The organism is Amniculibacterium sp. G2-70 (assembly GCF_014353055.1).
GTDB classification, from domain to species: domain Bacteria; phylum Bacteroidota; class Bacteroidia; order Flavobacteriales; family Weeksellaceae; genus Amniculibacterium; species Amniculibacterium aquaticum.
In genome coordinates, this window is record NZ_CP060698.1 from 1,843,007 (window position 1) to 1,863,338 (window position 20,332).

General features: G+C 37.2%; 19 protein-coding genes. 10 read left to right on the plus strand and 9 right to left on the minus strand.

Going from position 1 to position 20,332, the window contains the following annotated elements:
• The first annotated feature begins 63 nt into the window (after positions 1–63).
• Positions 64–588: a plastocyanin/azurin family copper-binding protein gene (locus tag H9Q20_RS08540; protein WP_124641099.1), complete on the plus strand. Its 525-nt coding sequence runs from the start codon at positions 64–66 to the stop codon at positions 586–588.
• A 54-nt stretch (positions 589–642) separates the two neighbouring features.
• On the opposite strand, the gene H9Q20_RS08545 is transcribed toward H9Q20_RS08540, so the two are convergent.
• Genes H9Q20_RS08545 through recJ form a run of 3 tightly spaced genes read right to left on the minus strand, consistent with a single transcriptional unit; the run spans position 643 to position 3,298 of the window.
• Positions 643–981, minus strand: a complete 339-nt coding sequence (locus H9Q20_RS08545; protein ID WP_124641101.1) for a DUF3817 domain-containing protein — start codon at positions 979–981, stop codon at positions 643–645.
• 9 nt (positions 982–990) lie between these two features.
• Entirely contained in the window at positions 991–1,575 is a 585-nt protein-coding gene (gene nadD, locus H9Q20_RS08550) for a nicotinate (nicotinamide) nucleotide adenylyltransferase (protein WP_124641103.1), read from the minus strand.
• Positions 1,576–1,588: 13 nt separating this feature from the next.
• Positions 1,589–3,298 (minus strand): single-stranded-DNA-specific exonuclease RecJ, encoded by a 1,710-nt coding sequence (gene recJ, locus H9Q20_RS08555; protein WP_124641105.1) that lies wholly within the window; start codon positions 3,296–3,298, stop codon positions 1,589–1,591.
• Between the two features lie 88 nt (positions 3,299–3,386).
• On the opposite strand from recJ, the gene H9Q20_RS08560 reads away from it, so the two are divergent.
• On the plus strand, positions 3,387–3,827 hold the full coding sequence (locus H9Q20_RS08560; protein ID WP_187477494.1) for a DUF6759 domain-containing protein: 441 nt from the start codon (positions 3,387–3,389) through the stop codon (positions 3,825–3,827).
• Positions 3,828–3,876: 49 nt separating this feature from the next.
• On the opposite strand, the gene H9Q20_RS08565 is transcribed toward H9Q20_RS08560, so the two are convergent.
• Positions 3,877–5,499: an ABC-F family ATP-binding cassette domain-containing protein gene (locus H9Q20_RS08565; protein ID WP_187477495.1), complete on the minus strand. Its 1,623-nt coding sequence runs from the start codon at positions 5,497–5,499 to the stop codon at positions 3,877–3,879.
• A gap of 137 nt (positions 5,500–5,636) precedes the next feature.
• On the opposite strand from H9Q20_RS08565, the gene smpB reads away from it, so the two are divergent.
• The 3 genes from smpB to H9Q20_RS08580 all read left to right on the plus strand — a co-directional run bounded on the left by smpB (position 5,637) and on the right by H9Q20_RS08580 (position 8,477).
• A complete protein-coding gene (smpB, locus tag H9Q20_RS08570) occupies positions 5,637–6,095 on the plus strand; it encodes an SsrA-binding protein SmpB (RefSeq protein WP_124641111.1) in 459 nt (152 codons plus the stop codon).
• Between the two features lie 78 nt (positions 6,096–6,173).
• Positions 6,174–7,643 (plus strand): OmpA family protein, encoded by a 1,470-nt coding sequence (locus H9Q20_RS08575; protein ID WP_187477496.1) that lies wholly within the window; start codon positions 6,174–6,176, stop codon positions 7,641–7,643.
• A gap of 90 nt (positions 7,644–7,733) precedes the next feature.
• Positions 7,734–8,477 (plus strand): YebC/PmpR family DNA-binding transcriptional regulator, encoded by a 744-nt coding sequence (locus H9Q20_RS08580; protein WP_124641115.1) that lies wholly within the window; start codon positions 7,734–7,736, stop codon positions 8,475–8,477.
• A 651-nt stretch (positions 8,478–9,128) separates the two neighbouring features.
• Here the strand turns inward: H9Q20_RS08580 and H9Q20_RS08585 are convergent.
• Positions 9,129–10,577 (minus strand): IS1182 family transposase, encoded by a 1,449-nt coding sequence (locus tag H9Q20_RS08585; protein WP_187477341.1) that lies wholly within the window; start codon positions 10,575–10,577, stop codon positions 9,129–9,131.
• Positions 10,578–10,692: 115 nt separating this feature from the next.
• Between H9Q20_RS08585 and H9Q20_RS08590 the strand changes: the two genes are divergently transcribed.
• From H9Q20_RS08590 to folK, 5 genes are all read left to right on the plus strand, one after another.
• A complete protein-coding gene (locus H9Q20_RS08590) occupies positions 10,693–11,184 on the plus strand; it encodes a sigma-70 family RNA polymerase sigma factor (protein WP_187477497.1) in 492 nt (163 codons plus the stop codon).
• Between the two features lie 418 nt (positions 11,185–11,602).
• Entirely contained in the window at positions 11,603–12,238 is a 636-nt protein-coding gene (folE, locus tag H9Q20_RS08595) for a GTP cyclohydrolase I FolE (protein WP_124642302.1), read from the plus strand.
• Between the two features lie 16 nt (positions 12,239–12,254).
• Positions 12,255–12,923 carry an FAD-binding oxidoreductase gene (locus tag H9Q20_RS08600; protein WP_124642304.1) on the plus strand — a complete coding sequence of 223 codons (669 nt, stop codon included), beginning with the start codon at positions 12,255–12,257 and terminating at the stop codon, positions 12,921–12,923.
• A gap of 238 nt (positions 12,924–13,161) precedes the next feature.
• Complete coding sequence (locus tag H9Q20_RS08605) at positions 13,162–13,875, plus strand: SDR family oxidoreductase (RefSeq protein ID WP_187477498.1); 714 nt, start codon at positions 13,162–13,164, stop codon at positions 13,873–13,875.
• Between the two features lie 51 nt (positions 13,876–13,926).
• Positions 13,927–14,691, plus strand: coding sequence for a 2-amino-4-hydroxy-6-hydroxymethyldihydropteridine diphosphokinase (folK, locus tag H9Q20_RS08610; protein ID WP_187477499.1), 765 nt, complete (start codon positions 13,927–13,929; stop codon positions 14,689–14,691).
• A 55-nt stretch (positions 14,692–14,746) separates the two neighbouring features.
• Here the strand turns inward: folK and H9Q20_RS08615 are convergent, their stop codons facing one another.
• The 4 genes from H9Q20_RS08615 to H9Q20_RS08630 form a co-directional block, all read right to left on the minus strand.
• Positions 14,747–16,033, minus strand: coding sequence for a citrate synthase (locus tag H9Q20_RS08615; protein ID WP_124642310.1), 1,287 nt, complete (start codon positions 16,031–16,033; stop codon positions 14,747–14,749).
• Between the two features lie 198 nt (positions 16,034–16,231).
• Entirely contained in the window at positions 16,232–17,524 is a 1,293-nt protein-coding gene (gene eno / locus H9Q20_RS08620; RefSeq protein ID WP_187477500.1) for a phosphopyruvate hydratase, read from the minus strand.
• Positions 17,525–17,647: 123 nt separating this feature from the next.
• On the minus strand, positions 17,648–18,175 hold the full coding sequence (locus H9Q20_RS08625; RefSeq protein ID WP_187477501.1) for a T9SS type A sorting domain-containing protein: 528 nt from the start codon (positions 18,173–18,175) through the stop codon (positions 17,648–17,650).
• Positions 18,176–18,346: 171 nt separating this feature from the next.
• Positions 18,347–20,266, minus strand: a complete 1,920-nt coding sequence (locus H9Q20_RS08630; RefSeq protein ID WP_187477502.1) for an esterase/lipase family protein — start codon at positions 20,264–20,266, stop codon at positions 18,347–18,349.
• Positions 20,267–20,332 lie beyond the last annotated feature (66 nt).

The following is a 20,332-nucleotide window of genomic DNA, read 5'->3' on the forward strand; positions in this document are numbered from 1 at the left end:
ATAAAAATAGAACGGTATGTCCGTGATTTTCAATAAATTTGTAGTACATTAAAGCAAATTATTATGAAAAAATCCATTTTTATGACCGTCTTAGGTCTGTCCCTTTTTTTGGTAGCATGTAGTGAGAAAAAAGATCAACCGGCTACGGATACAACGACAACAGCACCTGCAGAGGATACACCTCCGGTGGCGGAGCCTTCTGCAGCGGTTTCCAACGCCATTAGTTTGACCGGTGACGATAAAATGAAATACAGTCAAACCGAATTTACGGTAAAATCGGGTGAACCTGTAGAACTAACGATGAAAAACATCGGGACTCTTCCTGCTGCATCCATGTCGCATGATGTGGTGGTATTGAAGCCGGGATCGGATGTGACGGCATTTGGACAAGAGGTTTCGAAAATACAAGGAGATATTGAAAAATTGCCGGAAAATTTGAAATCTCAAATTGTTGCTAAAACTAAAGTTCTTGGCCCAGGCGAAGAGGATAAGATTTCCTTTACCCTTCCAAGTCCTGGAGAATATCCTTTTTTATGCTCATTCCCGGGACATTTCGGTGCAATGAACGGTAAGATTACCGCACAATAATTTCATGAGTTTAATAAAAAAATCCATCTCATTTGTTTAGTGAGATGGATTTTTTTATTCTCTATCGAATTGAGCCAGCTTTTTATCGACCCAAATGGTGGCAAAAGGAAAAAATGCTGAGATGAGTGCAAATACAAAATCCTCATCGTCCCATTTGAAAATTTTCCTCACATTTAGCATTAACAACAAATAGAGGGTGAAAAATAAACCGTGGATATTACCGATCACGATGATGTAGATGGTCGGTAGCAACTCGTCGCGATACATCCGTATAAGTACCATTGCCGAGAAAAGCAGAGCCCAAGAAATGGCTTCGGCCAAGCAAATTTTTCTAAACCACCGTATGATTTGTTCTTCGCTGTATTTGGATAAATATTTTTCTATAAAATTCATTTCAAGTTCTTATTTGTAAAACGATGACCCGTCCAAATAGTCGAATACTTCAGGTGGAAGCATGGGTCTTGTATTTTTTCCGGATTTGATCATTTCTCTAATTTCTGTTGCCGAAAGTTCAATTATGGGAGCTTTTATCGTGCTGATGTTGGGGTGGTTTTCGTAACCGTTTTCGGTGGAAATTTCTTCGGAAATTCTAGGATACACAATGATCTGATGGTTGTTGACCAAGAGGTCCGCGTTTTTCCATTTTTTCAAACCCTTCAGGTTGTCTTCGCCCATGATGAGGGCAAAGTTATGATTGGGATGTTTTTCGTGAAGATAGGTAAGGGTATCTATGGTGTAGCTGGGCTTCGGTAAGGAAAACTCGATGTCGGAAGCTCGCATTTTCGGGTAGTTTTTAATGGCGAGATTCACCATTTCCAAGCGGTTGTGGTCTTTCAAAAGCGACTTTTTATCCTTGAACGGATTTTGGGGCGATACCACAAACCACAATTCTTCCATGTTGGTATTTTCCAAAATATAATTGGCTAAGATAAGATGACCAATATGAATGGGATTAAATGAACCGAAAAACAAACCGATTTTTTTCATTTATAGAACTGATTTAGTGGAAGTTTACATCTTTTAGATTCAGGTAATAGGTGACATTTCCTTTCCAATGATTTTCTTCAACGGTAAACGCAATATCGAAGGTTTTTGTTTTGAAATCTTCAAAATATTGACCTAACTTAAATCCAACACATTCTATATTCCTGTTGGTTTCAGGATTTGGAATGTAAAATTTTAGATGGCTGTCGTCTTTGCCCATTTTTTTAATGCTTCCTGTTACGGTTTGGTTTTTAAGAACCAAAATAGGCTTCATGTTGTGCGGACCAAATGGAGCTAACTTTCTATGAAAATTAAAAAAATCTTTGTTTAGAACTCCAATGTCAACGGCAGAATCTATGGTGACGGTAGGTGTTTTTTGATGTTCCAGAATTTTTTCTGAAACCACTTTTTCAAATTTTATTTTAAAATCTTCAAACTTGCTTTTCTCCATGGAAAGTCCTGCAGCTGCGGGATGTCCGCCAAATTTTAAGAAATATTCCGAACACATTTCCAAAGCTTCGTGCAAGTCAAAATCGGATACCGATCGTGCCGAGGCTACCATTTCTCCGTTGTTGCCATCGGTAAAGACCAATGTAGGTTTGTAGTAGGTTTCGGTAAGTCTAGAAGCGACAATGCCTATCACACCTTTGTTCCACTCGGGTTGGTACACCACGGTGGTGAATTTGTCGACTTGTTGGGTTTTTACAATCTGATTGAGAGCATCTTGTGTCGAGTTCATGTCCAATTCCCGTCTTTCGTCGTTCAGGTTCATGATGTTTTCTACAATTTGCGTGGCGTGTTTCAGATTGTCGGAAACCATAAGTTCTACCGCTGCTTTTCCGTGAGAAATTCTTCCTGCAGCATTTATTTTTGGGGCAATTTCGAAGACGATATTGGAGATTTCAAAAGTAGAAAGTTTCTCTTTTGGAATCAATAAACGAAGTCCCAATTTTGGAGTTTTACGCAGGATTTTCAGGCCCATTTTGGCAAAAGCACGGTTCTCACCCGTCATCGAAACGATGTCTGCAGCTATGGAGATGGCCAAAAGATCGGTGAGGTCAAAAAGTTCATTTTCCGGAATTTTATACAAGGTATTCAGACCTTGGCATAGTTTGAAGCCTACACCACAACCCGAAAGTTCCTTGAACGGATAGCGACAATCCACTCTTTTGGGATCCAAAACTGCGGCTGCTTTTGGGATTTCTTCTCCCGGAAGGTGGTGGTCACAAATGACGAAATCAATGCCAAGCTGATTGGCGTATTCTACTTTGTCAATGGCTTTTATCCCACAATCCAAGGCGATAATGAGGCTGTATCCGTTAGCTTTAGCAAAATCAATACCTTCGTTGGAGATGCCATAACCTTCGGCGTTTCTGTCCGGGATGTAGAAGTCCAAATATTTTTTTTCTACAATCTTGGAAAGATAGAGGTACATGAGAGCCACAGCTGTGGTCCCATCGACATCGTAATCGCCATAGACCAAGATTTTTTCTCCATTTTCAATGGCATTGGCAACTCTTTCTACGGCTTTTTGCATGTCGGCCATCAAGAAAGGATTGTGTATGTCTTCCAGTTTTGGTTTGAAAAATTCTCGGGCTTTTTGGTAGTTGTCGATATTCCTGAGCACTAGGATTTTAGATTCAAAAGTTCCAAAACCAAGTGACGAACTTAGTCTGTCAACGATTTCTTCGTCGGGCTCGGGTTTGTAGATCCATTTTAAACTCATAGCCAACAAATTTAATGAAAATTATTGGATTCATGGTGGTGTTTGGGAGAGATAAAGCGTTATTTTTGTTTTGTAAATTTGATTTTTTATGAAGAGAAATCTGGCTCAATTGTTTTTTTGGGGATTTCTAAGCAGCTCTTGTTCTTCGCTGGAAACTTCAATGAATATTCCTCCCAAGTATCCGGTTAATTCCGTGAGAAAAGGAATGGTGCTTCCTGAGGTGGAGAGAGAATTTCAGCAACTCAATTCGACTTATACCCAAAACACAAAAGAATTGGTGGAGGTGATGATGAATTCTGGTCCGAACGATGAAAAGGTAGCGATTTCCATTGAGAATGCTTCTCCTTGCAATATGGTGGTTGCTGTTTCGGGTAACGGTCAATTAAAGAAAATCCCTGTTGGTGTTGGTCAAACTCGAGGTTTGGTGGTAAGGAAAGGGCAGTATCGATTGTCCACAAAAGTGTGTTCATCTCTTTATGATGAGGTGAAATTGGTCAACGAAACTCTTATTTTAAAACTTGACGAATAAAAAAACCACCTCGCTTAGGAGGTGGTTGAATGTTTATTTTTAATTTGGATTAAGAATACATTTGAGCTTGTAATTCTTTTACTTTTTTGTCATCCAAATATTCATCGTAAGTCATTTCTCTATCGATAGCACCTTTTGGGGTAAGCTCGATAACACGGTTGCACACGGTTTGTAGCATTTCGTGGTCATGAGAAGACAATAAGATGTTTCCTTTGAAGTTGGACAAAGAGTTGTTCAGCGTTGTGATGCTTTCTAGATCCAAGTGGTTGGTGGGTTCGTCCAACAATAAAATGTTGGCTTTTTGCAACATCATTCTAGAGAACATGCAACGCATTTTTTCGCCTCCAGAAAGTACGGTACAGGATTTTAGAGCTTCGTCTCCGGAGAATAACATTCTACCCAAGAAACCTCTCATGAACTCTTCGTGTCTTTCTTCGTCGTTTTTGGTAAATTGTCTCAACCAGTCCACCAGGTTTTGGTTTTCTTGGAAAAACTCGGTGTTATCCAATGGCATATACGATTGGTTTGTGGTAACTCCCCAATTGAATTCGCCTTTGTCTGCTTTAGAATTTTCGGATAAAATTTGGAAAAATTCAGAAATGGCCAATGAGTTTTTAGAGATGATGGCTACTTTGTCTCCTTTTTTCAGTTTAATATCCAAATTGCTGAAGAGCAATTCCCCATCTTTTGTTTTTTCCAAACCTTTTACTTCTAAGATTTGATCTCCTGCTTCTCTTTCGGTTTCGAAAATGATGGCAGGGTACCTTCTTGATGTAGGTTTGATGTCGTCGATATTTAATTTATCCAACATTTTTTTTCTGGCAGTTGCTTGTTTTGCCTTTGCAACATTGGAAGAAAATCTAGCGATAAAGTCTTGTAATTCTTTTTTCTTTTCTTCAGCTTTTTTGTTAGCTTGGGCTCTTTGTCTGGTTGCCAATTGAGAAGCTTGGTACCAGAAAGAGTAGTTACCTGTGTATAAATTAAGTTTAGAATAATCCAAATCTCCAATGTGTGTACAAACGGTATCCAAGAAGTGACGGTCGTGGGAAACCACGATAACTGTGTTTTCGTAAGTGGAAAGGAAATCTTCCAACCAAGCAATGGTGTCAATGTCCAAGTCGTTGGTAGGTTCGTCCAAGATCAATACATCGGGATTTCCAAATAGAGCTTGTGCTAGTAGGACTTTTACCTTGTCTTTATTTTCTAATTCACCCATCATTTGCCAGTGCATTTCGTCTTTGATGCCTACATTAGAAAGCATGGTTTGTGCATCGGATTCTGCATTCCAGCCGCCCATTTCATCGTAAATTACACCCAGTTCGCCTGCTTTTATACCGTCTTCGTCAGAGAAGTCTTCTTTAGCATACAAAGCATCCATTTCTTCTTTGATGTCGAAAAGCTTTTTGTTTCCTCGAAGTACGGTTTCTAATACGGTGAATTGGTCGTATGCAAAGTGATCCTGCTCCAAAACCGACATTCTTTTACCAGGTTCTAAGGAAACATTTCCAGTCGTTGGATCTTGTTTTCCTGTTAAAATCTTAAGAAAAGTAGATTTTCCTGCACCATTTGCGCCAATAATTCCATAGCAATTACCTTTGGTGAAAAGAATGTTCACCTCGTCAAATAGCACTCTCTTGCCAAATTGCAATGATAAGTTAGATACTGTTAACATATTGTTTTGTAAATTTGCTGCAAAAGTACGAAAACTAATTTTAGAAACCGATTGCTGTAGTCTTATATATTAATTGGGTTTTAAGATGTTAAATTACTTTAAGATAAAAATTCACTTTTTTAACATATTTTTGGACTATGAAAATAGAGAAATCCATCAACATCCTAAATAAAAGAGCGCGATTCGAATATGAAATTTTAGAAGAAATTGAAGCCGGAATGGTGCTGACCGGTACCGAAATAAAATCGCTGAGATCTTCTAAAGCCTCGATTACAGAAAGCTTTTGTCAGTTTATTGATGATGAGTTGTACATCATTAATATGATGATTGATGAATATAAATTGGGTACTTTTTATAACCATAAAACAAAAAGGGAACGAAAGTTGCTACTGCACAAGCGGGAACTTCAAAAATTCCAAAAAAAGTTAAAAGATGCAGGGAATACCATTGTTCCTTTAAAGTTGTATATCAATGATAAAGGCAAGGCGAAAATACGAATAGCATTGGCAAGAGGAAAAAAACTTTTTGATAAACGCGAGGCAATTAAAGATAGAGAGAATAAAAGAAATCTTAACAGACTGATGAAGAACAGTTAAAAAAATCTTAATAAAACTTTGCGCATAAAGAAAAATTATATTTATTTTGCATTAATAATTATCTAATCATTTAATTCTATGAAAAATCTAAAATTAGGAATTTCAGCATTGGCACTTACAATTGCCTCTTCTGTTTTCGCTCAAACGACCAATAATCCTTGGTTAATCGGGGTTGGTGCGCACGGAGTGAATCATGTAGCTGTAAAAGGTAACGATTTTGGAGGAACTTTGACTAATTTCAAGCAAGTGTTCCACATGAACAATTATACCATTACACCTCCATTGTCAAAATTAACTGTTGCTAGAAACTTGAACAAATATTTAGTTCTAGACTGGCAAACAACAGTAGGAAATGTAGACAACAAGAGATTCGGTATGGGCAAAGAGTTCATGTTGAATACAGGTCTTGGTTTGCAATTTAAAATCAACGGATTCTGGAATGAAGAATCTTGGTTTGATCCGTATTTGAGAGTAGGTGCAGGGTACCTAAGACACGATTATACTGGTCTTACTTTCCCAAGAACAGACATCAATGGAGAATACTATTCTTCTGCTAATGGAGAAGGTGATTTAGTTGGAAAAGCCAACTACTTTACTGCAACAGGTGGTATTGGATCTAACTTCTGGTTGACTAAAAACTTTGGTCTTAATCTACAAGGAGATTATGTGTCCACTCCAGGAGACAAGTCTGATGTTGCTAATTTCTGGCAAGCTTCTGCATCTTTAATGTTCAGATTCGGACAAAGAGATAGAGACCACGATGGTATCCTAGATAAAGACGATGAGTGTCCAGATACTCCAGGTCTTAAAGAATTCAAAGGTTGTCCTGATACCGACGGTGACGGAATCCGTGACCTAGACGATAAATGTCCTGAAGTTGCAGGTCCAGTAGAAAACCAAGGTTGTCCTTGGCCAGATACTGACAATGACGGAATCTTGGATAAAGACGATGCTTGTCCTGAAGTTGCAGGTCCAGTAGAAAACCAAGGTTGTCCTTGGCCAGATACTGACAATGACGGAATCTTGGATAAAGACGATGCTTGTCCTACTGTACCAGGTCTTCCTGAATACAACGGTTGTCCAAAACCTAAAACAGTAACTGCTACTGAAACAACTGAAGCTCTTAAGAATATTTTCTTCAACTTCAACAAAGCGACTCTTAGACCAGAATCTGAAGTTAAATTGGATGCTGCTGCTAAAATCCTTAAAACTGATGGTGGTAACTACCTAATCACAGGTGCTACCGACAAAAAAGGAAGCGATGTGTACAACTTGAGATTGTCTAGAGAAAGAGCTGCTGCTGTTGTTGCAGGTCTAGAAGCTAGAGGTGTTAATGCTGCTAACCTTAAATCTGTAGGTGTTGGTGAGCAATTGGCTACTGTTTCTGAAAAAGCTTCTGATGCTGAAAGAATGGTTGACAGAAAAGTAATCGTTACAGCAATCGAAGATCAAGCGAAATGGGATGCACTTCCTAAGCACGATGTTGAAGCTAAAAAAGCTCCAGCTAAAAAAGCTCCAGCTAAAAAAGCAACTAAAAAGAAAAAATAATAAATTTTTCTAAATAATTAACGCTCTCAGCAATGAGAGCGTTTTTTTATTTTCCTAAAATGATTATTTTTGCATACAAAATTTTAAACTATGGGTCGCGCATTTGAATATAGAAAAGCTTCCAAAATGGCCAGATGGGACAAAATGGCCAAAACATTTTCAAAAATAGGAAAAGATATCGCCTTGGCCGTTAAGGCCGGTGGTCCAGATCCAGAATCCAATCCCGCTCTTAGACGATGCATACAAAATGCCAAAGGGGCAAACATGCCAAAAGATAATGTGGAAAGAGCCATCAAAAAAGCCTCAGGTGCCGATGCGGAAAATTATGAAGAAATTACCTACGAAGGATACGGGCAAGGTGGTGTGGCATTTTTTGTGGAATGTACAACAAACAACCCAACAAGAACCGTGGCCAACGTAAGAGCTGTATTCAATAAATTTGACGGTAATCTTGGAAAAAACGGAGAGTTGGCTTTCATCTTTGACCGAAAAGGAATTTTTACTCTGGATCGTACGCTGGTAACTATGCCTTGGGACGATTTTGAAATGGAAATGATCGACGGAGGAGCTGAGGAAATAGATAGCGATGATGAAGAAATCATGATCACCACAGCTTTTGAAGATTTCGGAACATTGTCCCACAAACTTCATGAAATGGGATTAGAAGCCAAGTCTGCTGAATTGCAAAGAATTCCGAACAATACAAAAGAAGTGAACTTGGATCAGTTCAAAGCCAATATGAAAATGTTGGAACGCTTTGAAGACGATGACGATGTACAAAATGTATATCACAACATGGAAATTACCGATGAGTTAATGGAGTCATTCACATAAAAAAAAAGAACCATGAGTAAAAAAATCTCGTGGTTTTTATAGTTAATCACTATTGTCCGATAAAAAATTATGAGGGTTTTTCTTTTGAAATTGCCCTCATTTGTTTATGGTAGCTTTGCAGTGACAAAACCTGATCGCTACTATGAAAAAAAAATGCATATTTTTTGGTATATCGGTTTTGGGAAAGCAAATTTCTATTATTGATGATTACATCATCCTTGCAAATAAGTTGAGAAAAGAAAATAGAGTAAAGATAAAATTCAAACTATCAATCGTCTAATTCCTTGTAACTTATTGTTAAATATTTGTTGGTACTTATTAAAAAAAACTATATTATTCTTGCTTTTTGTCTTCTACTTTCCCATGTCAAAGCACAAGGCAACGCAACCATCCAGCAAACAGAAAATATTCCTAACTGGAATAATATGTTATCCAATTTAGACACCTCTCAAATAATGAGGTCACTGAAAAACCATCTTCATTTTGAATAAGATTTAATTTCAGACAAGAATTAAGAGCTTATTACACGACTTTAAAATCGGTAATAAGCTCTTTACATTTTTTGGAGTTCTAAATTTAATGGGTTTTGTAAAGCTTGTTTTGATTTAATTGGAGCTGAGTTTTAAAGATGATGATTTTGTTCTCTTTTTCTTAGATTAATTTCAGGATCCTCTTCAAATTGACTGCGAAAATAGCCAATGCTCCCTGCATTTGCATGTTTTCTATTCCATAAGAAGTGGCTCTTTTGTAACCATGAACATTTTTAAGTTCACTGTTTTTGGCTTCAATTTTATACCGGTGTTTCGACTTTTCTTTGTAATAATCACTTTCCTGAAAAGCCATCTGTTCTTGGTGTAATTCTGATTTTATAGAAACCGAGTAGGTTTTAGATTTTGCTCCGTCTTTGTAACAACCTTCTCTTAATGGGCAAACTTTACATTTTTCAACATCAAAATAATATACATCAGCTTGATTTTTGCCGACATTCTTTCTGTTCTGATGGGCTTTTCTGATGGCTAAATGCCCGGCAGGACAAACAAATCTGTCAGCATCCTTATTGTAATCAAACTGGTCTTTTTCTTTCCTACATCCTTGTGTAATGGATGGATTTAACTTTGCAACAATTTTTATATCCTGTTCGCTGGCAATTTTCAGATTTTCTTTTCCACTATAAGCCGAATCGCCAATGATGGTTTCCACTTCCATTCCGTTGTCTTGGCTCATTTGCAGTAATTTTGGCAATTCAGGCCCGTCTCCTTTTTCTCCCGAAGTTACCACTGCTGCGGTGATAATCCGCTCTTCACTCATCGCCAAATGTGTTTTGTAACCGAAAAAGGAACTGTCTGCGGATTTATGTCCGATTTTGGCATCCGTGTCTTTTGAGAAAGTTAGCTGTTCATCGGTGTCTTCGGCTGTTTCCCTCAAAAGATTTAATTTCTCTTTCACTGCCGGAATCTCACTTATTGATGGCTCATCTTCTATGCATTTTTCAAGTTCTCTACAATAAGCCAATTCTTTGTTCAGATCGTTTTCAGTATTCTTGACCGGCATTTTTGATTTGAAGTTTTCATCAAATTGATAAACCGTTTTACGAACTAATCTCGAACGCTCTCTCAGTACTTCTATGCTTGAAAATGGATTCGATCTAGATAAAGTATGTGTAGCGTCCACAATAATGGATCTGGATTTAATAATGCCTTTATCGATCGCTATCGTTACCGTTTTACCAATTAGAAGGTTCAACAAATCGGTATCTTTCAAGCGTAATTTCCTGAATTTTGTAAGTGAACTGGGGTTTATCACATCATCTTCGGGAGCCATATCTAAAAAATATTTGAAAGACATATCATAGCGGGAACGCTCTACCACATCTACATCAGAAACCGAGTAAATGCTTTTCAACAAAAGGTATTTGAACATCTTCACCGGACTTTCCGCATTGCGACCATTGTTCAAACAATACTTATTCAACAGTTCATCGTAGATGAAGGAAAAATCTATCAAATCATTAATTTTTCGAAGAAGATTTTCTTTCGGAACGATTAAATCATACAAATCGGAATAAGAACTAAACTGAATCTTTTGCTGTTGGACTAACATTCTTTATCTTTAAAAGACCTTATCAAGGTACAAAAAAAGGAGCTAAAATCCTAAGATTTCAACTCCTTCTTTTTCATATTTCCTGAAAATTCACTTTTTCAGTGATCTCGACCTGATGCAGGATACTTATGTAGATGCTTTCAAAAATCTAGCGAGTTTTCAGCAAAAGGCCAGTTTCAAAACTTGGATTTCTAAAATAATGCTGAACAATTGTTTCAGAAAGAAAGAAAAATCGAGTTACAAAAACGAATTTGCACAAGAAGTTAACGAAAATGTAATCCCTATGTTCACCCATAAAAACAACGACACCAACCATGATGTCCTTAGCAAAGAACTCGGTGGCATTATAGAAACCGCACTAGAGAGCATCCCTATGGAATATAAAATGGTTTTTTCTCTTCGAGAACTGAACGGCATGAACACCGAAGAAACGGCTCAGGCATTAGACATCTCCGAAGCCAATGTAAAAGTTCGCCTCAACAGGGCGAAAGCCATGCTGAGAGATCGATTGCAAAAAGCCTATACTCCGGATGAAATTTTCGAATTCAACCTCATCTACTGCGATGCCATGGTAGAAAGAGTGATGAATGAGATTGCAAAAATCTGACAAAAAAATCCAGTACATAGCAAAAACACAACACATTGATATTTAACTCAATACATAACTAAAAAACATTGTAATTTAATTATAACCACATAGTCACAAAGTATGTATCGTTTTTTACAAAAAGAAATACTAATAACACACAATAGATATCCGTCTTTGACGGATACTAAGTGAAACTATACTGTCTTAATTGCTGTATATACTATGTTTCTATGTGGTTTTCTGACGAGACAAGCCGCAGTGTAAATGATTGATTATTTATTTGTTAGGCTTATGATTTAGAACTTAGCAATAAAAATAAAATGTTCAAAATCCCTTTCTAAAAGATTCCAAAACACACACAAATTCTTCTTACAATTGATTTTAAAAAATCAAAAAAAAATCAGAAAGGGATGGAGCATTTTAAAAAATCAACATTATGAAAGAGACCTTACCAACCAACTTCAGAAAACAGTATTTCAACACCCCCATTATCGAAGAGGCTTTTCTGATGACCGATACCGAAAAAATGAACCAGATCGAGTTTCATTTTACAAAAATTATGGAAACTTTAGGATTGGATCTTTCAGACGACAGCCTGCAAGATACTCCTAGAAGGGTGGCTAAAATGTATGTTAAAGAAATATTTTCCGGCTTAGACCCTGCCAACAAACCCTCAATTAGCCTTTTTGAAAATAAATACGGGTACAAAAAAATGCTGGTAGAGAAAAACATCACGCTGTATTCTCATTGCGAACACCATTTTGTTCCGATTATTGGGAAAGTGCATGTTGCGTATATCCCCAAGGACCATGTCTTGGGTTTGTCCAAAATAAACAGATTGGTACAGTATTATGCAAAAAGACCTCAGGTACAAGAACGATTGACGGTTCAAATTCTGGAGGGAATGAAAGAAATCCTGGGTCATGACGATGTCGCTGTGATGGTAGAGGCCGACCATCTTTGTGTGGCTTCTCGTGGGATTTGCGACACCAACTCGTCCACCGTAACTTCAGAATTTTCGGGACAGTTTGAAAACGAGAGACTTCAAGCCGAATTTATGTCGTACCTTTAATTCAAAATCACACACCATGTCACATTTAGTAAAAATAAAATCCATAGAACACCTCACCCACGATGTTCTTCATTTGGTGGTTGAAAAACCAAAAGATTATCCTTATTTTCCAGGTCAGGCAGTGGACATTTCCATCAACAAACCGGGTTGGGAAACCAAGAAAACATGCTTCACCTTTACCAGCTTACCAGAAGATGACCAAGTAGAATTCGTCATCAAAACCTATCCTTCTCACCAAGGAATCACCAACGAATTGATTTCTGCAAAAGTGGGTGACGAGATCTACCTATACAAACCATTCGGCGATATCCGATACAAAGGCGACGGCATCTTTATTGCCGGAGGTGCCGGCATTACGCCATTTATCGCCATTTTGAAAGACTTAGAAAGGAAAAATAAATTGGGGAATAACAAACTTATTTTTGCCAACAAAGGCAAAGCCGACATTATTTTGGAAGATCATTTCAAGAAAATATTGAGTGACAAATTCATCAATGTTTTATCGGATGAAGATCTTGAAGGCTATGAGCACGGCTACATTTCTCAAGAAATAATTCAAAAACATCAAGAGCCGGAGTTGAAATTCTATTACCTCTGCGGGCCTCCTCCGATGATGAATGCGGTAGAAAAGCAATTGGCATCCTTAGGAGTAGCTGAAGACTTTATTGTAAAAGAAGGATTTTGATTTTTAGAAGTTAGAAGTTAGAAATTTTGGATTTTGGATTTTGGATTTTAAAACAGAGGAAAGGCAGTTTAACAGCTTTACAACTCCACAACTCCACAACTTAACATCTTCACAGTTTAACATCTTCACAGCTTAACATCTTTACAACTTCACAGCTTCACAACTTTACAACTTCACAGCTTTACATCTCATCAACTTCACAACTTAACAGCTTTACAACTTCACAACTTCATAAAGTATGAAAAAATACGCATTGGTAACCGGAAGTTCTGACCGAATCGGCAAATCGGTGGCCATCCATTTGGCAAAAATGGGTTACAACCTCTTGTTGCACTACAATTCTTCTTCTGAAAAAGCGGAAAAAGTAAAATCTGAAATTTTAAAAATCGGTGTACAAGCAGAAACTCTGCATTTTAATTTTTTGGAAAATAACGATTACGATGCTGCTCTTGCAGAATTAAAAAACCGTGGAATAGCCCTTGAAATTTTGGTGAATACCGCATCAGATTTTGTTCCTTCCAATTTTGAAATGAAAGGTAAAGATCTTTTGGAAAAAGAAATGAAAATAAATTTCGAAAATGCCTATCTCCTCACCAAAGCCTTTGCCAGAACATACAGCCAAGGCTGCATCATTAATTTTCTGGACACCAAAGTCACCAAAAACCACAGTGAACATTTGGATTATTTGCTCAGCAAAAAAATGCTCTTGGAGTTTACAAAACTCTCCGCTCTAGAGCTTGCCCCACATTTTAGAGTGAACGGAATTGCACCCGGTCTCATCCTTCCACCCAAAGATAAAGATGAAACTTACCTGTTGAATTTGGCCAAAAACATTCCACTGAAAACCATTGGAAATCTCGATGAAATAAACAAAGCGATGCAGTTTATCATCGAGAGTTATTTCTTCACCGGACAAATTCTCTACATCGATGGTGGCGATCATCTGATTTAGAAACATCAAACGAATTGAAAAGCCATCTAAACAACTATTAAAAATATGACTATGATAAAAGACTATAATCCCAATCTCATAAAAGTAAAGGTTGAGAAACTCAGACTTCGTTCCTATATAGGCTTTGTCGATTGGGAAAAAGAAAAATTACAAGATTTAATTGTATCCTATTCTTTCAAATACGACAGCAAAGAAGCTACAGAAACCGATCTTGTAGAATATGCAGTAGATTACAAAAAACTGAACAAAATAATAATAGAACAAATAGAACATCAACATTTTGCGCTTATAGAAACGGTTGCTGAGTTAATCTACACCAAAATCCAAGCCCATCACCCATCCATACAAGATGTAGAAGTACAGGTAGAAAAACCTCATGCTTTAAGATTTGCAGATAATGTAATGGTTTGTATAGACGGTAAAGACAGGCACAATACTGCGATTGTTTCTTTAGGAGCCAACATCAACGCCGAGGAAAACTTTAACAAAGCGCTAGAACATCTTCAGAAACTGGGCTACATCACCCAAAGAAGTGAGTTTATTTGGACTGAGCCCTTAAAATTTAAAGATCAACCCGATTTTCTTAACGGTGCTGTACTTCTTCATACGACTAAAAATCTTTCTGAATTAAAATTAAATTTAAAGCAAATTGAAGCCATCCTGGGCAGGGTGAGAAGCGATAACAAAAATGCACCTAGAGAAATGGATCTTGATGTTGTGACCTACAATGGAAATATTATCGATAAAGACTGGGATGAATTTCCTTTTTTGGCTGAATTTATACTACGATTGAACCCGGAGATCCAGACCAACTAAAAACAAAAAAACTGTTTCAAAAATTTGAAACAGTTTTTTTTATTTATCGAAAGTACTATCTCGCTTCCAAAGAAACATAATCTCTTTTTGGAGCACCTTGATAGACTTGTCTTGGTCTTCCGATTGGATCGCCTTTTAGTCTCATCTCTTTCCATTGAGAGATCCATCCTGGTAATCTTCCTAAAGCAAACATTACGGTAAACATTTCTGTAGGGATGCCCAACGCTCTGTAGATAATGCCTGAGTAGAAATCTACATTCGGGTACAATTTTCTTTCTACAAAGTAATCGTCTTCCAACGCTACTCTTTCCAATTGCATAGCAATATCTAGCGCTTTGTCTTCGATTCCTAATTTGTTAAGGATGTCATCTGCCGCTTTTTTGATAATTTTTGCTCTTGGATCGAAGTTTTTGTACACTCTATGTCCAAAGCCCATCAATCTGAAGCTGTCTTCTTTATCTTTTGCTTTTGCAATGTATTTAGAAACATCACCTCCATCTTTTTCGATCATCTCGAGCATTTCAATCACCGCTTGGTTAGCACCGCCATGAAGCGGCCCCCAAAGTGCAGAAATACCAGCAGAAACAGAAGCAAACAATCCTGTATGAGCAGATCCTACCATTCTCACAGTTGATGTAGAACAGTTTTGTTCGTGGTCTGCATGCAAGATTAACAATTTATCCAAAGCATCTACAACTACTGGATCCATGTGGAAATCTTCGTACGGCTTACGGAAGCACATTCTGTAGAAATTTTCAACATAACCTAGGTTGTTATCACCGTGGTTAATTGGCAATCCCATTTTCTTTCTGTAAGTCCATGCACAAAGGTGAGAGAATTTTGCAATTAACATTTCTGCAGCGTGATCCAAATCTTCTTTAGAAGAAACATCTACAGATCTCGGGTTGAATGCAGTAAGTGCAGAAGTCAAAGAAGACAACACTCCCATTGGGTGTGCCGAACGAGGGAATACATCGATGATTCTCTTCATTTCGTCTGCTACAAAATTATATTTCTTAATTCCTTTTTCGAAACCTTCAAACTGAGTCTTTGTTGGCAACTCACCGTGAAGTAAAAGGTACATTACTTCTGTAAAATTGGATTTCTCCGCAATTTGCTCAATGGGATAACCTCTGTAGAATAATTCTCCATTATCTCCATCCAAATAGGTAATATCACTGATTGTTGCTCCGGTATTTTTATACCCAAGATCCAAAGTAATTAGACCGGTTTGGTCTCTCAATTTAGAGATATCAATCCCTCTGTCTCCGATAACACTATCTACAATAGGATATTCAAAAGATTTCCCGTCGTAGTTCAATACAACTTTATTGTCTGACATTTTGTTAAAAAATTTTTGCTAAAAGTACATAAAAACTATCGAATAATCAAATTAGTTTCACATATGATGCGATATATTTTATCAATTAAAAACATATACAGTATTACAATAAAACTATTACAATTAAACAACTGATTATCACTTTAATAGTGTGAAATAAAAAAGCATTGAGAAAAAAATCTCAATGCTCAGTAAAATTTATCTTTTAATTTTGAAGGCATCCATTCCCGGGAATACAGCAGTATCGCCAAGAGCTTCTTCAATTCTTAACAACTGATTGTACTTCGCCATTCTGTCCGAACGAGAAGCAGATCCTGTTTTAATCTGACCACAATTCATTGCGACAGCCAGATCGGCAATGGTAGCATCTTCCGTTTCACCAGAACGATGAGACATTACCGTCGTATATTTATTGTGCTGAGCCATCTGTACCGCAGCCATGGTTTCGGAAAGTGATCCAATTTGGTTCACTTTTACCAGGATTGAATTCGCAATTCCTTCGTTGATCCCTTTTGAAAGTCTCTCGACATTGGTCACGAACAAATCATCACCAACTAATTGTACTTTATCACCAATTTTATCCGTTAGCATTTTCCAACCTTCCCAATCGTTTTCTTGCATACCGTCTTCAATAGAGATGATCGGATATTTGGCACAAAGTTCGGCCAAATAAGAAACCTGCTCGCTTCTAGAACGGTGCGCACCTTTGTCGCCTTCAAATTTTCTATAATCGTAAGAACCCTCTACATAGAATTCAGATGCAGCGCAGTCCAATGCCAACATCACATCGTCTCCCGGTTTGTAGCCTGCTTTTTCAATAGCTTGCAACAAAGTATCCAAAGCATCTTCGGTACCGGAAAAAGTGGGTGCGAAACCTCCTTCATCGCCTACAGCAGTAGAAAGTCCTCTACCTTTCAAAATGGCTTTCAGATTGTGGAAGATTTCAGTTCCTTTTCTTAAAGCATGAGAGAAAGAGTCTGCTTTTACCGGCATTACCATAAATTCTTGAAAAGCAATAGGAGCATCGGAATGCGAGCCACCGTTGATCACATTCATCATGGGAACAGGAAGTACATTGGCATTGACACCACCGATGTATTTATACAAAGGCATTTTCAGTTCGGCAGCAGCTGCTTTTGCAACCGCTATGGAAACTCCCAAAATGGCGTTTGCTCCTAGATTTCCTTTGTTGGAAGTACCGTCTGCTGCAATCATGATTTTGTCAATCATATTTTGTTCAAACAAAGGCATGCCGATCAATTCCGGTGCGATAATCTCACGCACATTTTCTACGGCTTTCAAAACGCCTTTCCCCATATATTCTGCTCCACCATCTCTTAGCTCAACAGCTTCGTGCTCTCCGGTTGATGCACCCGATGGGACAGCAGCTCTACCCATAGTTCCGTTTTCGGTAAATACATCTACCTCAACAGTAGGATTGCCTCTTGAGTCTAAAATTTGTCTTGCCTCGATGTAAGAAATGTAACTCATTTTTAGTTTTTATTTTTTTATTTTTTTATTCTGTCAAATGTATTATAATTTTTTATTTAGTACAATAAATTATTGAAAAAACACGGCTTACACAAATTTTGCATAAGCCGTATTGGTAAATAGTTACTCAACTGAAATCTGATGACTTTCTACTTGATTATTAATGTATATTTTCAAAATGTAAATCCCTTTGTTTAGACCTTTTACCGAAAATGAAGCTTTGTTGTTTACGATGCTCACTTTCGTTTTTGAGAACCCTAAAATATCATAAAGTTCGCCTGTAATTACGGTTTCTTTTTCTGGTTTTTTAGTAGTGTCTTTCAGACCGATATACACCATATCATTCGATGGATTAGGGAAAACGGTAAAGGTATTGGTCGTTTGCTTCGTAAATATACCCGGAGGTAATGTGGTGATTTCAAATTCCGGAATTTCGTACCACTCACTCCAACCGCAAGCGTTTTTGGCTCTTACTTTGAAGCTCGAAAATCCATTTCCCATCGGGCAAATTGTACGAGTGTTTTTATCCGTTGATGAATTTAAGATGATAAGATTGTTGGACCTTTGCCACTCCCAATTGTTGTTGTTAAAAATATCCAATGATGTCATACCTGCAAAATTAGCAACCACTTTATCGGTTGGCAAATCCATTTTCAATTGATCTGTTGGAGCCAAACAATAGGAAACGCCCGTATTATTTATAAAATTAAAGTCTTTGAAAACCGGAGCACCTACCCAAATTTCTTTTTCTACAAATTGACCGTTTTGAAAAACCGCCGAAATAACGCCAACACCATTATATGTACTGTAATCTTCCCATTCTTAGTAACACTCAAAAGTAGAGATTTTATTTAATATTTCTGTTGTTGGTGTTGAATAATTTTGTTGAAATGTGGGAAAATCTGCTGGATTGGTGTGGCTGATTTTTCCATATTTTACAATTTTAAACGCAGCTAATTCCAAGAATAATTGGTTTTCATAATTAGTTTTAGTACCATTTGTCGTTCCATTAATAATTGCTATTTTTCTTAAATTTTGTGGAAAACCACTAGAACCTAATGCACCATTTGAATTAAGATTGGAAATAAATTGTTGTCTAAAATTAGTATTATTATTTCCGCCATTTGGCACTGAACCATTTGGCATTAAATCTGTTGAGTATGGCGGATTCTCTTGTATATAATCTAACTGTTCAATTAGCATTTGTCTAGCAGCTGGGGAACGAAAATTTTCATCAAATTTTGTTTTTGCTTGATCTTTCCTTGCTTTGTAACCATAGAAATATAAATTTTCTTGTGCAGCAATTGGGATATTTGCTCCAAGATGTGAGCTATCAAAACTTGCCCATAGCCTAGTATTATGTGGGATATTGTTTTTTTCCATATATGCCAAAGCATATCGAGAAACCAAACCACCCATACTTGGACCCATTATTACAATTTGCTCCGAACTACCGTTTGCTGTAAGTTTGGCATTTTCTCTTTTTATTAGAGCTACCAACGCCATAGCATTTCGCTCTATATAATCTGCTCCATTCGGGAAATTAACCAATGTAACATCGAAACCATAAGGTGCGTTTCGTAATTTTTCAACTAAATTTACTGAAATTGTATTAGGATTATTATCATCATCATCATAACCCATTAATTCATACAGACTACTTTTATCAGCTGTATATCCTGAACTTTGTTGATAAATTTTTCTTCCGTCTCCAGGGTCATAACCATCAAGGATTATGATTTCTTTCTTAATTTTAGATTTTTCGGAACCATTATTTGTAACCTTATTGTAGTAAGTTCTATATTCTAAAGTACCATTAGTTGCGGAAGTTTCATTGTACCCCTTAAAAGGTATATTGCCGGTGGTAGTTGTGGCAATACCTGCTGCACCAACAAAATCTTCTTCCAACGGGAACAATGTAGCAGTACCCATTGGTATCGCAATTGTGGGTACATTAACATTCATAGTTGCGGTAAGTGTTTCGGTAGCATTGTTGGTGTAGGTAACCGAAAAAGTAAAGGTTTTATTACCACTTGTAGGAAAATCTATGGTTGGTGAAGTTCCTGTAATTGCACTATTAGAAATGAGTGTGTAGGGAGTCCCATTGCCGAAATTGGCTACTAGAGTTTTTATTGGCAAACCTGTAAGCTGTAACATAAAACTGGGTTGTAGCCTAAATGTTACCGAACCGGACTGTACACTTTCTTTTAAAGGAGAAATAACGGTTACTTGCTTTTCCAAAAATGGATTTATGCCGTTTACATTGTAAAGTAAACCATTGGATGCAGTTAGGCTAGGCATATTAGGTGTCCCGAAATCGATATAATTTATTTTGGTATTTATGACACCCAAATCTACCATATTGGCATTTGTGTTGGCATTAATATTTGATTTCAACGATTCAAGATTAGGAAATACCGGGTTATAAGAAGCACGATGAATTTCACTCCAACTTTGGATAAAGTGTAGATAGTTAGAATTGGTGATACTCGCATTTTCTTTTAGCCAGTCCAAATCCGAAAAAGACATTACTCTGTCGTATAAAATACCTGTTGTTACAGGGGTTTTATTAACATTGGCTAATATCTCGTCCATTCGTTGGGTATAGTCTTTACCAAGTCCGGTGTATGTTACCTGTGCGTAAAGTGATGGATTGCTAAGGCAAAGTATTAGCCATAGCATTAGTGGTATTGATTTTTTCATTACTTCTGTTTTTGAGTTATTAAATTGTTTTGCGGACATTTTTTTAGCTGTGAGAGTCATTACATCTAGTAATGGCTTTTTCTTTTTGAGATTAGGCTACATAAT

Coding starts and splice junctions, on each gene's coding strand:
- H9Q20_RS08565 (WP_187477495.1), bottom strand. CDS start 5,499: ATGTTAACAGTATCTAACTTATCATTGCAATTTGGCAAGAGAGTGCTA.
- H9Q20_RS08615 (WP_124642310.1), bottom strand. CDS start 16,033: ATGTCAGACAATAAAGTTGTATTGAACTACGACGGGAAATCTTTTGAA.
- H9Q20_RS08545 (WP_124641101.1), bottom strand. CDS start 981: ATGAATTTTATAGAAAAATATTTATCCAAATACAGCGAAGAACAAATC.
- H9Q20_RS08590 (WP_187477497.1), top strand. CDS start 10,693: ATGCAGGATACTTATGTAGATGCTTTCAAAAATCTAGCGAGTTTTCAG.
- nadD (WP_124641103.1), bottom strand. CDS start 1,575: ATGAAAAAAATCGGTTTGTTTTTCGGTTCATTTAATCCCATTCATATT.
- H9Q20_RS08580 (WP_124641115.1), top strand. CDS start 7,734: ATGGGTCGCGCATTTGAATATAGAAAAGCTTCCAAAATGGCCAGATGG.
- H9Q20_RS08560 (WP_187477494.1), top strand. CDS start 3,387: ATGAAGAGAAATCTGGCTCAATTGTTTTTTTGGGGATTTCTAAGCAGC.
- H9Q20_RS08575 (WP_187477496.1), top strand. CDS start 6,174: ATGAAAAATCTAAAATTAGGAATTTCAGCATTGGCACTTACAATTGCC.
- H9Q20_RS08540 (WP_124641099.1), top strand. CDS start 64: ATGAAAAAATCCATTTTTATGACCGTCTTAGGTCTGTCCCTTTTTTTG.
- H9Q20_RS08625 (WP_187477501.1), bottom strand. CDS start 18,175: ATGGATTTGCCAACCGATAAAGTGGTTGCTAATTTTGCAGGTATGACA.
- recJ (WP_124641105.1), bottom strand. CDS start 3,298: ATGAGTTTAAAATGGATCTACAAACCCGAGCCCGACGAAGAAATCGTT.
- H9Q20_RS08585 (WP_187477341.1), bottom strand. CDS start 10,577: ATGTTAGTCCAACAGCAAAAGATTCAGTTTAGTTCTTATTCCGATTTG.
- H9Q20_RS08600 (WP_124642304.1), top strand. CDS start 12,255: ATGTCACATTTAGTAAAAATAAAATCCATAGAACACCTCACCCACGAT.
- folK (WP_187477499.1), top strand. CDS start 13,927: ATGATAAAAGACTATAATCCCAATCTCATAAAAGTAAAGGTTGAGAAA.
- H9Q20_RS08630 (WP_187477502.1), bottom strand. CDS start 20,266: ATGTCCGCAAAACAATTTAATAACTCAAAAACAGAAGTAATGAAAAAA.
- eno (WP_187477500.1), bottom strand. CDS start 17,524: ATGAGTTACATTTCTTACATCGAGGCAAGACAAATTTTAGACTCAAGA.
- smpB (WP_124641111.1), top strand. CDS start 5,637: ATGAAAATAGAGAAATCCATCAACATCCTAAATAAAAGAGCGCGATTC.
- H9Q20_RS08605 (WP_187477498.1), top strand. CDS start 13,162: ATGAAAAAATACGCATTGGTAACCGGAAGTTCTGACCGAATCGGCAAA.
- folE (WP_124642302.1), top strand. CDS start 11,603: ATGAAAGAGACCTTACCAACCAACTTCAGAAAACAGTATTTCAACACC.